Source organism: Quadrisphaera setariae, assembly GCF_008041935.1.
GTDB classification, from domain to species: Bacteria; Actinomycetota; Actinomycetes; order Actinomycetales; family Quadrisphaeraceae; genus Quadrisphaera; species Quadrisphaera setariae.
Window position 1 is genome coordinate 244,240 of the sequence record NZ_VKAC01000002.1, and the last position, 15,474, is coordinate 259,713.

At 74.2% G+C, this 15,474-nt stretch carries 11 protein-coding genes; 10 read left to right on the plus strand and 1 reads right to left on the minus strand.

The window, feature by feature from the left end:
• The first annotated feature begins 40 nt into the window (after positions 1-40).
• From FMM08_RS04405 to FMM08_RS04415, 3 genes are all read left to right on the plus strand, one after another.
• Positions 41-1,585, plus strand: a complete 1,545-nt coding sequence (locus FMM08_RS04405) for an anthranilate synthase component I (RefSeq protein WP_222710439.1) — start codon at positions 41-43, stop codon at positions 1,583-1,585.
• Positions 1,578-2,297 carry a Trp biosynthesis-associated membrane protein gene (locus FMM08_RS04410; protein ID WP_147925127.1) on the plus strand — a complete coding sequence of 240 codons (720 nt, stop codon included), beginning with the start codon at positions 1,578-1,580 and terminating at the stop codon, positions 2,295-2,297. The genes FMM08_RS04405 and FMM08_RS04410 overlap by 8 nt, the downstream gene beginning before the upstream one ends.
• A gap of 67 nt (positions 2,298-2,364) precedes the next feature.
• Entirely contained in the window at positions 2,365-2,649 is a 285-nt protein-coding gene (locus FMM08_RS04415; RefSeq protein ID WP_147925128.1) for an HGxxPAAW family protein, read from the plus strand.
• Positions 2,650-2,749: 100 nt separating this feature from the next.
• Here FMM08_RS04415 and FMM08_RS04420 read toward each other — a convergent pair whose 3' ends face one another.
• Complete coding sequence (locus tag FMM08_RS04420) at positions 2,750-3,328, minus strand: DUF4190 domain-containing protein (protein ID WP_147925129.1); 579 nt, start codon at positions 3,326-3,328, stop codon at positions 2,750-2,752.
• Positions 3,329-3,516: 188 nt separating this feature from the next.
• Here FMM08_RS04420 and trpC point away from each other — a divergent pair, with 188 nt between their 5' ends.
• The 7 genes from trpC (at position 3,517) to pyk (ending at position 15,459) form a co-directional block, all read left to right on the plus strand.
• Complete coding sequence (gene trpC / locus FMM08_RS04425; RefSeq protein ID WP_147925130.1) at positions 3,517-4,353, plus strand: indole-3-glycerol phosphate synthase TrpC; 837 nt, start codon at positions 3,517-3,519, stop codon at positions 4,351-4,353.
• A gap of 41 nt (positions 4,354-4,394) precedes the next feature.
• Entirely contained in the window at positions 4,395-5,666 is a 1,272-nt protein-coding gene (gene trpB, locus FMM08_RS04430; protein ID WP_147925312.1) for a tryptophan synthase subunit beta, read from the plus strand.
• A complete protein-coding gene (gene trpA / locus FMM08_RS04435; protein WP_255472035.1) occupies positions 5,663-6,526 on the plus strand; it encodes a tryptophan synthase subunit alpha in 864 nt (287 codons plus the stop codon). The genes trpB and trpA overlap by 4 nt, the downstream gene beginning before the upstream one ends.
• A 7-nt stretch (positions 6,527-6,533) precedes the next feature.
• A complete protein-coding gene (lgt, locus tag FMM08_RS04440) occupies positions 6,534-7,559 on the plus strand; it encodes a prolipoprotein diacylglyceryl transferase (RefSeq protein ID WP_147925314.1) in 1,026 nt (341 codons plus the stop codon).
• A 185-nt stretch (positions 7,560-7,744) separates the two neighbouring features.
• Positions 7,745-12,403 carry a glutamate synthase large subunit gene (gene gltB / locus FMM08_RS04445; RefSeq protein ID WP_147925131.1) on the plus strand — a complete coding sequence of 1,553 codons (4,659 nt, stop codon included), beginning with the start codon at positions 7,745-7,747 and terminating at the stop codon, positions 12,401-12,403.
• A complete protein-coding gene (locus FMM08_RS04450) occupies positions 12,396-13,877 on the plus strand; it encodes a glutamate synthase subunit beta (RefSeq protein ID WP_147925132.1) in 1,482 nt (493 codons plus the stop codon). Before gltB ends, FMM08_RS04450 begins: the two co-directional genes overlap by 8 nt.
• Positions 13,878-14,037: 160 nt before the next feature.
• Positions 14,038-15,459, plus strand: coding sequence for a pyruvate kinase (gene pyk, locus FMM08_RS04455; RefSeq protein ID WP_147925133.1), 1,422 nt, complete (start codon positions 14,038-14,040; stop codon positions 15,457-15,459).
• The last annotated feature ends 15 nt before the right edge of the window (positions 15,460-15,474 follow it).

The window sequence follows — 15,474 nt, forward strand, 5'->3', positions numbered from 1 at the left end:
CGCCACCGCCGACGAGCCCGCCGCTGCGCCCGCACCCGACCTGACGATCGGCGCCACCTGGCCCGACCTGCCGACGTTCCGCCAGCTCGCTCGCGACCGGCGCGTCATCCCCGTCGTCCGCCGCCTGCTGGCCGACGCCGAGACGCCCGTCGGGGTCTACCGCAAGCTCGCCGGCGAGCAGACCGGCACCTTCCTGCTGGAGTCCGCCGACCACGGCGGCGTCTGGTCCCGCTACTCCATCGTCGGCGCCCGCTCCGCCGCCGTCCTCACGGAGTCCGGCGGGCAGGCCCGCTGGCTCGGGACCCCGCCGGCCGGCGTCCCGCTGGACGGCGACCCGCTCGTCGCCGTCCGCGAGACCCTCGCCGCCCTGCGCACGCCCCGCCTGCCCGGCCTGCCGCCCCTGACGGGCGGACTGGTCGGCGTGCTCGGCTGGGACGTCGTGCGCCGCTGGGAGAAGCTCCCCAGCCCCCCCCGCGCGCAGGGCACCGAGCCGCCCGAGCTGGCCCTGTGCCTGGCCACCGACCTCGCCGTGGTCGACCACGCCGACTCCTCCGTGCTGCTCGTCGCCAACGCCGTCAACCTCGACGGCACCGACGAGCGCGTCGACGAGGCCTGGGCCGACGCCGTCGCCCGCCTCGACGCGATGGCCGCCAGGCTGGCCGAGCCGGCGCCCTCCACGGTCTCCACCCTCGACCCGGCCGCCGCCGCCGAGGCCGCCGCCGCTCAGCCCCGCCGCACCTCCACCGCCGCGGAGTACGAGGCCGCCGTCGACGCCGCCAAGGTCGCCATCCGCGACGGCGAGGTGTTCCAGGTGGTGCCCTCGCAGACCTTCGAGGTCGACTGCGCCGCCGACGCCCTCGACGTCTACCGGGCGCTGCGGGCCACCAACCCCAGCCCGTACATGTACCTCTTCCGCTTCGAGGACCCGGACGGCGGCCGGTTCGACGTCGTCGGCTCCAGCCCGGAGTCCCTCGTCAAGGTCGAGGGCGGACGGGCCATGACCCACCCCATCGCCGGCACCCGCCCCCGCGGCGCCACCCCCGAGCAGGACACGGCGCTCGCGGCCGACCTCCTCGCGGACGCCAAGGAGCGCGCCGAGCACCTCATGCTCGTCGACCTCGCCCGCAACGACCTGGCCCGCGTGTGCCGGCCGGGCACGGTCGAGGTGGTCGAGTTCATGGAGGTGTGGCGCTACAGCCACGTCATGCACCTGGTCAGCACCGTCACGGGGGAGGTGCGCGAGGGGCGGACGGCGTTCGACGTCCTCCAGTCGACCTTCCCCGCGGGCACGCTGTCCGGGGCTCCGAAGCCGCGCGCGCTGGCCCTCATCGACGAGCTCGAGCCGGTGCGCCGCGGCCTGTACGGCGGGACGGCCGGGTACTTCGACGTCGCGGGGGACCTCGACATGGCCATCACCATCCGCAGCGCGGTGCTGCGGGACGGCGTGGCCCGCGTCCAGGCGGGCGCGGGCGTGGTGGCCGACTCGGTGCCGGCCAGCGAGGAGGCCGAGACCCGCGCCAAGGCGGCCGCGGTGCTCGCCGCCGTCGCCCGCGCCGGTGCGCTGAGGCCGCTGTCCGGTGCCTGAGGAGGCCCAGCGGCCCGTCGGGGGGCGGCCCGAGCGACCGGGCCAGCAGTCGGGCCAGCGCTCGGGTCGGCGGCGCCTGCGGGGCCGGGCGCCCGTCGTCCTGCTCGGCCTCGTGGCCGGGGGTCTCCTGCTGGCGGTGAGCACGCAGCCGTGGGTGCTGGCGTCCCTGCCCGTGGGACCCGGTGGCAGCGCCCCGGACGTTCCCGTGACCGGTCGCGCGGCAGCGGCTGCCGTGCCCGCGGTGGGTGTCGTGGCGGTGGCCGGCTCCCTCGCGCTGTCCACGCTGCGCCGTGCCGGTCGCGCCGCCGCAGGCGTCCTGCTGGTGCTGGCGGGCCTGTCCGCCGCGGCGGCCGCCGCCGCGCTGCTCCTCGACCCCGTCGGGGCGGCCGTCAGCGCGGCGCGAGCGGCCACGGGCGTGGGCGAGGTCGACGGCGCCCGCACCACCGCGTGGCCCCTGGTGGCGCTGCTCCCCGCACTGGGCGTCGCTGCCTCCGGGGCGCTGGCCCTGGCGGCGGGGCGCTCCTGGGGCAGCTCGGAGCGCTTCGAGGCGCCCAGCGCCGCGGCCGCGCGAAGGTCCGCCGCACCGAGCCGCGCCGGCCTGTGGGACGGGCTCAGCAGGGGCGAGGACCCCACCGACGGTCCCGACCCCGACGCCGGCGGCGGGCGCGCCGACGGGTCGTCCGCCGCTGCGCGGCAGGACCGGGCAGAATGACGGTCGACGTCCCGGACCGGAGCCGCAGCCAGCTGGCGCAGGACCCGCCCGCAGCACGAGGAGCGAGATGAGCACCGACGCCGACAGCAACCCGATCGTGCAGGCCCGCCGCGAGGAGGTCGAGGAGCACATCGACCACGGCCACTCCGTCGCCGGCTGGACCGGCGCCGGCCTGGGCCTGCTCGGCTCGGCCATCGCCTCCGTCGCCATGGTCCTGGCGATGGTGTGGCTCTTCTGGGTGGGCATCGTCGTGATGCTGCTCGGGCTGCCCGTCGGCTGGGCGCTCGGCCGCGCCGGCAAGGGCCAGAAGCAGCACCCGCAGCAGCACGGCAAGCCGACCCCGGTGCGCTGACGCGCGACCCCGCCCGAGCACGAGGGCCCGGTCACCAGGGAGATCCTGGTGACCGGGCCCTCGTGCTGCCGGGGTGGCGAAGCCGGTCCCGGGCGGGTCGTCAGTTGCTGGGAGCCTCCACGCCGAGCTGGTCGGCGATGCACTGCTGGACCTGCTGCTCGGACGCGCCCGAGGCGGCGAGCTGGGAGCAGTCCTGCACCTGCGAACCGATGAACGCGCCGAAGGCGACCACGGCCACGGTCAGGACGATGCCGATGGCGCCCAGGACGATCCCGGTGATGGCCATGCCCCGGTTGGTGGCCAGGCCGCGCTTGGCGCGTCCGCTGCCGATGAAGCCCAGCACGATCGCCACCAGGCCCAGCAGGCCGCCGATGACGAAGAAGCCCGTGATGATCGCGAGGATGCCGAGGATGAGCGCGGCGATCCCGATGCCGTTCTTGGGCGCGGGCCGGTCGTAGCCGCCCTGGCCCGAGTGAGCCGGGTAGCCGCCCTGGGAGCCGGGCCCGTCCGTGTACGGAGCGGGCTGCTGGTAGCCGCCCTGCTGGGGGCCGGCGGGGTAGCCCTCACCGGACGGACCGGAGGGGGCGGACTGCTGCCACGACGGCTGCGAGCCCGACGCGGGGCTCGATCCGGTGCGCTGCGGCTGGTCCGACGTGCCGTAGGGGTCCTGGGTGCTCACGGGGGCCTCCTCGTCTGGTGCGCGCCGCTGGCGGGCGGCCTTCCCCGGCAACCGTAGCGATCATGCGGCAGCGCGCCTCTCGATCAGCACCCGGACGAGTGCTCCCTCGAGCACCCGGTCGAGCACCTGCTCGGGGCCCCCGGGGGCGAGCGGACGGAGGTGTCTCCGACGACGACTACCCTGGCCCTGTGAGCGTGCTGGAGGACATCCTCGCCGGCGTCCGGGAGGACCTGGCCGAGCGCCAGGCCGCCACGTCGCTGGACGAGCTGAAGGAAGCCGCGCGCCGTGCGCCGTCGGCGCGCAACGCCCTGGAGGCGCTGCGGCCCGGTGGTGACGAGCGCGGGCAGGTGACCGTCATCGCCGAGGTCAAGCGGTCGAGCCCGAGCAAGGGCGCCCTGGCGCCCATCGAGGACCCTGCGGCCCTGGCCAAGGAGTACGAGGCGGGAGGGGCCAGCGCCATCAGCGTGCTGACCGAGCGCCGCCGCTTCGGTGGCAGCCTCGACGACCTGCGCGCGGTGCGCGCCGCCGTCGACGTGCCGGTGCTCCGCAAGGACTTCGTGGTCTCGAGCTACCAGGTCTGGGAGGCCCGCGCGGCCGGTGCGGACCTGGTGCTCCTCATCGTGGCCGCCCTCGAGCAGGAGGCGCTCGTCTCCCTCGTGGAGCGGATCCACTCCCTCGGCATGTGCGCGCTGGTCGAGGCGCACGACGAGGACGAGGTCGACCGCGCCGTGGCCGCCGGGGCGAAGCTCATCGGCGTCAACGCCCGCAACCTCAAGACCCTCGAGGTCGACCCGACCACCTTCGCCCGCTGCGCGCACCGCATCCCCGACTCCGTGGTCAGCGTCGCCGAGTCCGGCGTGCGCTCCGCGCACGACGTGGTCGAGCACGCCCGCGCCGGCGCCGACGCGGTGCTCGTGGGCGAGGCCCTGGTCACCGGTCGCGACCCCCGCACGGCCGTGGCCGACCTGGTCGCCGCCGGCTCCCACCCGTCGCTGCGCGCGGTCTCGCGCAGCGGCAAGCCGTGAGCGCCCCCGTGTCGGCGTCGCCGACCCCGTCGCCGGAGCAGCTGCTCTTCGAGCGCGTCGGCGACCGCGGCCCGTACTTCGGCGAGTTCGGTGGGCGCTTCGTGCCCGAGGCGCTCATCGCGGCGCTGGACGAGCTCGACGAGGAGTACTCCCGCGCCGCGGCCGACCCGGCCTTCGCGGCCGAGCTCGACCGGCTGCAGCGCGAGTACACCGGCCGGCCGAGCATCCTCACCGAGGTGCCCCGCTTCGCGGAGCACGCGGGCGGCGCGCGCGTGCTGCTCAAGCGGGAGGACCTCAACCACACGGGCTCCCACAAGATCAACAACGTCCTCGGGCAGGCGCTGCTGACGGTCCGCATGGGCAAGAAGCGCGTCATCGCCGAGACCGGCGCGGGACAGCACGGCGTGGCCACCGCCACCGCCGCGGCGCTCATGGGCCTTGAGTGCACGGTCTACATGGGCGAGGTCGACACCCGCCGCCAGGCGCTCAACGTGGCCCGCATGCGCCTGCTGGGCGCCGAGGTGGTCCCGGTCAGCACCGGCACCGCCACCCTCAAGGACGCCCTCAACGAGGCCTTCCGCGACTGGGTCGCCCACGTCGACGACACCCACTACGTGCTCGGCACGGTGGCCGGCCCGCACCCGTTCCCGGCCATGGTCCGCGACTTCCACCGCACCATCGGCGTGGAGGCCCGCGCCCAGGTGCTCGAGCGCGTCGGGCGCCTGCCCGACCTCGTGGCGGCCTGCGTGGGCGGTGGCTCCAACGCCATCGGCATCTTCCACGCGTTCCTCGACGACCCGCAGGTCCAGCTGCTCGGGCTGGAGGCCGCGGGTGACGGCGTCGAGACCGGCCGCCACGCAGCGTCCATCACCGGTGGCGTCTCCGGCGTGCTCCACGGGGCCCGCTCGATGATCCTCCAGGACGAGGACGGCCAGACCCTGGACAGCCACTCGATCTCCGCCGGGCTCGACTACCCCGGCGTGGGGCCCGAGCACGCCCACCTGGCCTCGATCGGGCGCGCCCGCTACGAGCCGGTCACCGACGACGAGGCCATGGAGGCGTTCCGCCTGCTGTGCCGCACCGAGGGGATCATCCCCGCCATCGAGAGCGCCCACGCCCTCGCCGGCGCCCTGCGCGCGGGCCGGGAGCTGGGCCCGGAGGGAGTCGTCCTCGTCAACCTGTCCGGCCGGGGTGACAAGGACGTGGACACCGCCGCCCGGTACTTCGGGCTGGTCAGCGACGCCGACCTCGTGGCCTCCGAGGCGGAGCGGGTCAGCGGGCCCGTGGAGCAGACGGAGGCGAACGGCTGGTGAGCACCACGGACCTGCCCGCGGCGAGCGCCGGCGCTGACACCACCGCGCCCGTCCCGGCCGGCCTCAGCAGCGCCTCGGCGCTCGACGCCGCCCGCGCCGCCGGTCGCTCGGCCCTGGTCGGCTACCTGCCGGCCGGCTTCCCCGACCGCGCCGGCTGCGTCGACGCCCTGCGGGCCTCCGTGGCCGCGGGCCTCGACGTCATCGAGCTGGGGCTGCCCTACTCCGACCCCGTCATGGACGGGCCGGTCATCCAGGCCGCCGCGGAGACGGCGCTGCGCGGGGGCACGCGCATCCGCCACGTGCTGGAGTCGGTGGAGCAGCTCGCCTCCGCCCCCGACGGCGAGCGCGCCCCGGTGCTCGTCATGAGCTACTGGGCGCCCGTGCTGCGGTACGGCGTCGCCGCCTTCGCCCGCGACCTGGCCTCCGCCGGTGGGGCCGGTCTCATCACCCCCGACCTCGTGCCCGACGAGGCGGGGGACTGGATCGCCGCCAGCGACGAGCACGGGCTGGAGCGCGTCTTCCTGGTCGCGCCCTCGTCGACGCCGGCACGCCTGGCCTCCACCGCCGCTGCTTGCCGCGGGTGGACCTACGCCGCGTCCACCATGGGCGTCACCGGTGCCCGGACCTCGGTCGGATCGGCCGCCGAGGGCCTCGTCGCCGCCGCGCGCGGGGCCGGCGCCGAGCGGGTCTGCGTGGGCCTGGGAGTCTCGACGGGGGAGCAGGCCGCCGAGGTCGGCGCCTACGCCGACGGGGTGATCGTGGGCTCCGCCCTCGTGCGCGCGCTGTCCGACGACGGCGTCGCCGGTCTGGAGCGCGTCGTGCGCGACCTGGCCGCCGGCGTCGCCGGCGCCCGCGGGTGACCGCGTGGTGAGCGCCGTGCTGGCCGCGGACGTCCTGGCGTACATCCCCAGCCCGTCCCAGGGGGTGTGGCACCTCGGCCCCGTGCCGCTGCGCGCCTACGCCTTCTGCATCCTCGCCGGCATCGCGCTGGCGGTGTGGCTGACGGACCGCCGGTGGCGCGCCCGCGGTGGACTGCCCGGCCAGATCGCCGACATCGCCCTGTGGGCGGTCCCCTTCGGGATCGTCGGCGGCCGCTTGTACCACGTGGTCTCCTCGCCGGAGGCGTACTTCGGCCAGGGCGGTGACCCCGTCGCGGCCTTCTACATCTGGAACGGCGGCCTGGGCATCTGGGGCGCCATCGCGCTGGGTGCCGTCGGCGCCTGGATCGGGTGCCGCGCCGTCGGCGCCCGCTTCTCCTCCTACGCCGACACCCTCGCCCCGGGCCTGCTGGTCGCGCAGGCCGTGGGCCGCTTCGGCAACTGGTTCAACCAGGAGCTCTACGGTCGGCCCACCACGCTGCCCTGGGCGCTGGAGATCAGCCCGGAGCACCGCGAGCCCGGTTACGAGGACGTCGCCACCTACCACCCGACGTTCCTGTACGAGGCGCTGTGGAACGTCGCCGCGGCGGTCGTCCTCATCTGGGCCCAGCGCCGGTTCAAGCTCGGCCACGGCCGGGTCTTCTTCGGCTACGTCGTCCTCTACACGCTGGGGCGCGTCTGGATCGAGGCGCTGCGCATCGACCCGGCCGAGCAGGTCCTCGGGCTCCGGCTCAACATCTGGACGTGCCTCGTCGTCGGCCTGGCCGGCGTCGTGGCGTTCGTGGTGAGCGCTCGCCGGCACCCCGGCGTCGAGCCCTCCGTGCTCGTGCCGGCTCGCTCCGCGGGGTACCGGGACGCCCAGGCAGCCGCCGCTGGCGAGGACCTCGACCCGGCTGGTGCCGTCGCCGCGCCGGTCCGCAGCAAGGGCGGCGCTGTGACCGCCGACGGCGCCAGTGGCGTCGACGAGGGAGAACCGTCCGGTGGACGGGACGTCGCGTCTCGCGATGTGAGATAGCAGTCACGATCGCGAGCACCGGAGGTGTCCCCCGCCGGTGCTATCGTCCATGTCAGCGTGCCGGGCCAGCGCCGTCCCCGCTCGACGAGCCACTCACCACCAGTCGATCAGCAGCAGCACTGCCGCCAGCCCCGAGACCACACCCGGCGGGCTCTGCCCGCCGGCCAGCCCCGAGGACGGTCACCATGGCCCCCACGCGCGACACCTCCCGCGCACTGCAGCGCTTCTCCGCGCAGCCCGGTGCGCAGGGCCTGTACGACCCCGCCGCGGAGAAGGACGCCTGCGGCGTGGCCTTCGTGGCCAACCTCCGGTCGGGAGCCACCCACGAGGTGGTGGAGCAGGCGCTCACCGCGCTGCGCAACCTCGACCACCGCGGCGCCGTCGGCGCCGAGGTCGACAGCGGCGACGGCGCCGGCATCCTCCTGCAGGTGCCCGACGCCTTCCTGCGCGCGGTCTGGGCCGAGCAGGCCGAGCCGCCGGGCGTGGAGCTGCCCCCGGCCGGCCAGTACGCGGTGGGCCTGGGGTTCCTGCCCGACGACGACGCCGAGGAGGCGATCGCCAAGGCTGAGATCGCCGCGACCGCCGCCGAGGAGGGGCTGCGCGTCGTGGGCTGGCGCGAGGTGCCCGTGACGGCATCGCTCGTGGGCCACACCGCCCGCTCCTGCATGCCCCGCTTCCGCCACCTCGTGGTGGCCGGCAACGGGTCGCAGCAGGGAGTCAGCGGCATCGAGCTCGACCGCCTCGCCTTCGTGCTGCGCAAGCGCGCGGAGCGCGAGCTCGACGTGTACTTCGCCTCCCTGAGCAGCCGCACCCTCGTCTACAAGGGCATGCTCACCACCGGGCAGCTCGAGCCGTTCTTCCCGGACCTGTCCGACCGCCGCCTGGCCACGCAGCTGGCGATCGTGCACTCGCGCTTCTCCACCAACACCTTCCCCAGCTGGCCGCTGGCGCACCCGTTCCGCTACATCGCCCACAACGGCGAGATCAACACGGTACGAGGCAACCGCAACTGGATGCGGGCGCGCGAGAGCCAGCTGGCCACCCCCCTCATCGACGGTGACCTGTCCCGCCTGTTCCCCATCTGCACCCCGGGCGCCAGCGACTCGGCGTCCTTCGACGAGGTGCTGGAGCTCCTGCACCTCACGGGGCGGTCGCTGCCGCACGCCGTCCTCATGATGATCCCCGAGGCGTGGGAGAACCACGCCCAGATGGACGAGGCCCGGCGGGCCTTCTACGCCTTCCACGCCAGCTTCATGGAGCCCTGGGACGGCCCTGCCGCGGTGACGTTCACCGACGGCCGCCTCATCGGCGCGGTGCTCGACCGCAACGGCCTGCGCCCCTCGCGCTACTGGGTCACCGAGGACGGGCTGGTCGTGCTGGCCAGCGAGGTGGGCGTGCTCGACATCGCCCCCGAGCGCGTGGTGAGCAAGGGCCGGCTCCAGCCGGGCCGGATGCTCCTGCTCGACGTCGGCACCGACACCGAGCCGGGCCGGATCATCCCGGACGACGAGGTGAAGGGTGAGCTCGCGGCCCAGCACCCGTACCGGGAGTGGCTGGCCGAGGGGCTCATCGAGCTCGGCGACCTCCCCGAGCGCGAGCACGTCCTGCACACCCACGCGTCGGTCACCCGCCGCCAGCAGGCGTTCGGCTACACCGAGGAGGAGCTGCGGCTGATCCTCGCGCCGATGGCCGCCGCCGGCGCCGAGCCCGTGGGCTCCATGGGCACGGACACGCCCATCGCCGTCCTGTCGGAGCGCCCGCGCCTGATCTTCGACTACTTCACCCAGCTCTTCGCCCAGGTCACCAACCCGCCGCTGGACGCCATCCGCGAGGAGGTCGTCACCAGCCTCGGTGTGGAGATGGGGCCGGAGTCCAACGCCCTCGACGCGACCCCGGCGCACTGCCGCCAGCTGCGGCTGCCGTTCCCGGTGATCGACAACGACGAGCTCGCCAAGATCACCCACATCGGCGCGGACGGCGAGCTGGAGGGCTTCTCCACCCACCGCGTGCGCGGGCTGTACCGCGTGGCCGGGGGCGGCGAGGAGCTGGAGCGGCGCCTGCGCGAGATCTGCGCGGAGGTCTCCGACGCCATCGCCGACGGTGCGCGCTTCGTGCTCCTGTCCGACCGCGACTCCGACGCCGTCTGGGCGCCGATCCCGTCGCTGCTGCTCACCAGCGCCGTCCACCACCACCTCATCCGCGAGAAGACCCGCACGCAGGTCGGCCTCGTGGTCGAGGCCGGAGACGTCCGCGAGGTGCACCACGTCGCGCTGCTCATCGGCTACGGCGCGGCCTGCATCAACCCGTACCTGGCCATGGAGTCCGTCGAGGACCTCTGCCGCCACGGGCTCCTCGAGGGCTCCGACCCGCAGCAGGCGGTCCGCAAGCTCATCTACGCGCTCGGCAAGGGCGTGCTCAAGGTGATGTCCAAGATGGGCATCTCCACGGTCGCCTCCTACCGCGGCGCCCAGGTCTTCGAGGCGATCGGCCTGTCCCAGGAGCTGGTGGACCGCTGGTTCACCGGTACCACCACGCAGCTGGGCGGCGTCGGCATCGACGTGATCGCGGCCGAGGTGGCCGCCCGCCACGCCCGCGCCTACCCCGTCGAGGGCGCTGCCCCGGCGCACCGCCGCCTCGACGTGGGCGGCGAGTACCAGTGGAAGCGCGAGGGGGAGCCGCACCTGTTCGACCCGGAGACGGTGTTCCGCCTCCAGCACGCCACCCGCTCGCGCCGCTACGACGTCTTCCGGCAGTACACCGAGCGCGTCGACGACCAGTCCGAGCGGCTCATGACGCTGCGCGGCCTGTTCACGTTCAGGGACGCCGCCGCCACCGGTCGCCAGCCCGTGCCGATCGACGAGGTCGAGCCGGTCAGCGAGATCGTCAAGCGCTTCTCCACGGGGGCGATGAGCTACGGCTCCATCTCCGCCGAGGCGCACGAGACCCTCGCCGTCGCCATGAACCAGCTCGGCGCCAAGTCGAACACCGGTGAGGGCGGCGAGGACGTCGAGCGCCTCCTCGACCCGGAGCGCCGCAGCGCCATCAAGCAGATCGCCTCGGGTCGGTTCGGCGTCACCAGCGCCTACCTCACCCACGCGACCGACCTGCAGATCAAGATGGCGCAGGGCGCGAAGCCGGGCGAGGGCGGCCAGCTGCCCGGCCCGAAGGTCTACCCGAACATCGCGAAGACCCGTCACGCGACGCCGGGGGTGGGCCTCATCTCGCCGCCGCCGCACCACGACATCTACTCCATCGAGGACCTCGCCCAGCTCATCCACGACCTCAAGAACGCCAACCCCGCGGCGCGCGTGCACACCAAGCTCGTGTCCGAGGTCGGCGTCGGCACGGTCGCGGCGGGCGTGGCGAAGGCCCACTCCGACGTCGTCCTCATCTCCGGGCACGACGGCGGCACCGGTGCGGCACCGCTCACCTCGCTGAAGCACACGGGCGCCCCCTGGGAGCTCGGCCTGGCCGAGACGCAGCAGACGCTGCTGCTCAACGGCCTGCGCGACCGGGTGAGCGTGCAGGTGGACGGTCAGCTCAAGACCGGCCGCGACGTCGTCGTGGCGGCGCTGCTCGGCGCGGAGGAGTACGGCTTCTCCACCGCACCTCTCGTGGTCAGCGGCTGCATCATGATGCGCGTCTGCCAGCTCGACACCTGCCCGGTGGGCGTGGCCACCCAGAACCCCGTCCTGCGCGAGCGCTTCACCGGCAAGCCGGAGTTCGTGGTGACGTTCTTCGAGTTCCTGGCCGAGGAGGTGCGCGAGCACCTCGCCGCGCTGGGCTTCCGCAGCCTCGACGAGGCCGTCGGCCAGGTCGGCTCGCTCGACGTGCGCCGTGCGGTGGAGCACTGGAAGGCGTCCGGGCTGGACCTGTCCCCGGTGCTGGCGGACGTGGAGGTCGCCGACGGCGCCGCCCGCCGCCAGACCTCCGTGCAGGACCACGGCCTGGAGAAGGCGCTCGACCACCAGCTCGTCGCGGCCAGCCGGGCTGCGCTGGACAGCGGCGAGCGGGTGAGCGCCACCTTCGCCATCCGCAACGTCAACCGCACCGTCGGCACGATGCTCGGCCACGAGGTCACCAAGAGCTTCGGCCCTGACGGCGCCCCGGACGGGACCATCGACCTCACGCTCGTGGGGTCTGCGGGCCAGTCCTTCGGCGCGTTCCTGCCGGCCGGCATCACGCTGCGCCTCGTGGGAGACGCCAACGACTACGTGGGCAAGGGCCTGTCCGGCGGCCGGGTCGTCGTCACGCCGCACGAGTCCGCGCCGTTCGCCGGCGCCGGCGCCGTGGAGAACGTCATCGCCGGCAACACCGTCGGCTACGGCGCGACCTCCGGTGAGCTGTTCCTGTCCGGCCGGGTGGGCGAGCGGTTCGCCGTGCGCAACTCCGGCGCCTCCATCGTCGTGGAGGGCACGGGCGACCACGCCTGCGAGTACATGACCGGAGGCGTCGTCGTCGTCCTCGGCGAGACCGGCCGCAACGTCGGCGCAGGCATGTCCGGCGGCACGGCGTACGTGCTCGACCTCGTGCCCGAGAAGCTGAACGCCGCTGCTCTGCGCAGCGGTGAGCTGACCTCCCGCCCCCTGGCGGAGGGCACCGACGCCGAGCGCGAGCTCGTCGCGCGGCTGCTGGCCCGCCACGTCGAGGAGACCGGCTCCTCCGTCGCCTCGTCGCTGCTCGAGGGGAGCGCCCTGACGGGCGAGGCCCTCGGCAGGTTCACCGCACTCGTCCCGCGCGACTTCGCGCGCGTCACGGCGCTGCGCGAGCGCGCCATCGCCGAGGGGAACGACCCCGACGGCGCCGACGTCTGGCAGCAGATCATGGAGGCCGTCCGTGGCTGACCCCCGAGGGTTCCTCACCACCCCCGTCCGCGAGAACGCCCCGCGCCGCCCGGTGCCGGTGCGCATCAAGGACTGGCGCGAGGTCTACGAGCCCGTCGACCAGGCCGTCCTCAGCCGCCAGGCGGGGCGCTGCATGGACTGCGGCATCCCCTTCTGCCACAACGGCTGCCCGCTGGGGAACCTCATCCCCGAGTGGAACGACCTCACGCGCCGCGGTGACTTCCGCGAGGCGATCGAGCAGCTGCACGCCACCAACAACTTCCCGGAGTTCACCGGCAAGCTGTGCCCCGCCCCGTGCGAGGCGGCGTGCGTGCTCGGGATCAACCAGGACCCGGTGACCATCAAGCTGGTCGAGGAGTCGATCATCGAGCGGGCCTGGGACGAGGGCTGGGTGCAGCCCCTGCCGCCCGAGCGCCTCACGGGCAAGACCGTGGCCGTCATCGGTTCCGGCCCCGCGGGCCTGGCCGCCGCACAGCAGCTCACGCGCGCCGGTCACACCGTGGCCGTCTACGAGCGTGACGACGCCCTGGGCGGGCTCATGCGCTACGGCGTGCCCGAGTACAAGATGGAGAAGCGCCACATCGACCGGCGCGTCAAGCAGATGGAGGCGGAGGGCACCCGCTTCCGCACCGGGGTGGACGTCGGCGGCGCCGTCGACGCCGCGCGCCTGGCCGACCGGTACGACGCCGTCGTGATGGCCGTGGGGGCGCTGCAGCCGCGAGAGCTGGACGTGCCCGGGCGCGACCTGCGCGGCGTGCTCCAGGCCATGGAGTTCCTGCCGCAGGGCAACAAGCTGGCCCTGGGCCAGCCGGTGCCCGACTCCGTGCCCGCCGAGAAGCGCCTGACGGCTGAGGGCAAGGACGTCATCATCATCGGCGCCGGCGACACCGGCGCGGACTGCCTCGGCACCGTGCTGCGGCAGAACCCGAAGTCGGTGACGCAGCTCGCGATCGGCCCGACCCCGCCGCCGGACCGCACCGGCAACCAGCCCTGGCCGACCTACCCGCTGGTGTTCCGCACCTCCTCGGCCCACGAGGAGGGCGGCGAGCGCGTCTACACCGCCTCCACCACCGAGCTGGTCGACGACGGCGAGGGTGGCGTGGCGGGGCTGCGCATGGTCGAGGTCGTCCGCCACCCCGACCGCACGTACACCGTGGTCGAGGGGTCCGAGCGCGAGCTGCCGGCGCAGCTGGTGCTCCTCGCGCTGGGCTTCTCCGGCGTCGAGAAGATGCCCATGGTGGAGCAGCTGGGCCTCGAGGTCGGTCGTGACGGTGCTCTCGTGCGCGACGCGGGGTGGCAGTCCTCACGCCCGGGCACGTTCGTGGTCGGCGACGCCGGTCGGGGCGCGAGCCTCATCGTGTGGGCCATCGCGGAGGGGCGCGCCTGCGCTGCCGCGGTCGACGAGTTCCTCACGGGCCGCCCGAGCACGCTGCCGGCGCCGGTGACGCCGTCGGCTCGCCCGCTCGTCGTCTGACGCTCCGTCGCTCGACCGGTCATCCGGCGGCGGGACCACGGTTCCGCCGCCGGATGACCAACTCCTGACCCAGGTGAACGCCGTGTGAACGTTCACATCGTGTCGCGCGCGAGCAGCCCCCGAGGTCGGGAGCGCCCGGCGCGGGCCTAGGGTTGGGGCCATGCGCCGCGCGAAGATCGTCTGCACGCTGGGGCCGGCACTGGACACCCCGGAACGGATGGCAGCCGTCATCGAGGCCGGGATGGACGTCGCCCGCCTCAACATGTCCCACGGTGACCAGGCCGACCACCTGCGTCGCTACAACCTCGTCCGCGAGGCCAGCGACGCCGCTGGCCACGCGGTCGCGATCCTGGCCGACCTCCAGGGCCCGAAGATCCGCCTCGGTCGCTTCACGGACGGACCGCACCAGCTGGCCGTCGGTGACAGCTTCACCATCACCACCGAGGACGTGCCGGGCACCAAGGAGATCTGCTCCACCACCTACAAGGGCCTCGCCGGTGACGTGGCCCCCGGCGACCCGCTGCTCATCGACGACGGCCGCGTGGGCCTGGAGGTCCTCGCGGTCGACGGTCCCCGCGTCCGCACGAAGGTCGTCGTGCCGGGCCCGGTCTCCAACAACAAGGGCATCAACCTGCCCGGTGTGGCCGTGAGCGTGCCCGCCCTGTCGGAGAAGGACGCCGACGACCTGCGCTGGGCCCTCAAGACCGGCGTGGACTTCATCGCCCTGTCGTTCGTGCGCTCCGGTGCCGACATCCACGACGTCCACGCGATCATGGACGAGGTGGGCGTCCGCCGCCCGGTCATCGCCAAGGTCGAGAAGCCGCAGGCCGTCGCCGACCTCGACGGCATCGTCGCCGCGTTCGACGGCGTCATGGTCGCCCGCGGCGACCTGGGCGTGGAGCTCCCGCTGGAGCAGGTCCCGATCGTCCAGAAGCGCGCGGTCGAGCTGTGCCGCCGCAACGCCAAGCCGGTCATCGTGGCCACGCAGATGCTCGAGTCGATGATCAGCGCCCCGCGCCCGACGCGCGCTGAGGCCAGCGACGTCGCCAACGCCGTCCTCGACGGCGCTGACGCGCTCATGCTGTCCGGTGAGACCAGCGTCGGCGAGTTCGCCATCGAGACGGTCCAGACGATGGCCCGGATCATCGCGAACACCGAGAAGGAGGCGCTCGACCGCATCCGCCCGCTCGGCACCACGCCCCACACCCAGGGCGGTGCGGTGACCTGGGCGGCGCGCGCCATCGCGGAGAACATCGGCGCCAGCCAGCTGGTCACCTTCACGGTCTCCGGAGACTCGGCCCGCCGCATGGCTCGCCTGCGCTCCCCGATCCCGGCGCTGGCGTTCACGCCCGACGCGGCCACCCGCAACCAGCTCGCCCTGACGTGGGGCACGGAGCCGTTCCTGGTGCCGTTCGTCGACACCACCGACGACATGGTCGCCCAGGTCGACAAGGCGCTCCTCGAGATCCACCGCGTGGAGAGCGGCTCGACCGTGGTCATCGTGGCCGGCTCGCTGCCGGGCAAGGTCGGGTCCACCAACGCGATCCGCGTGCACCGCGTGGGCGACGCCAAGAACCAGTAGGACGACGACGGCGAG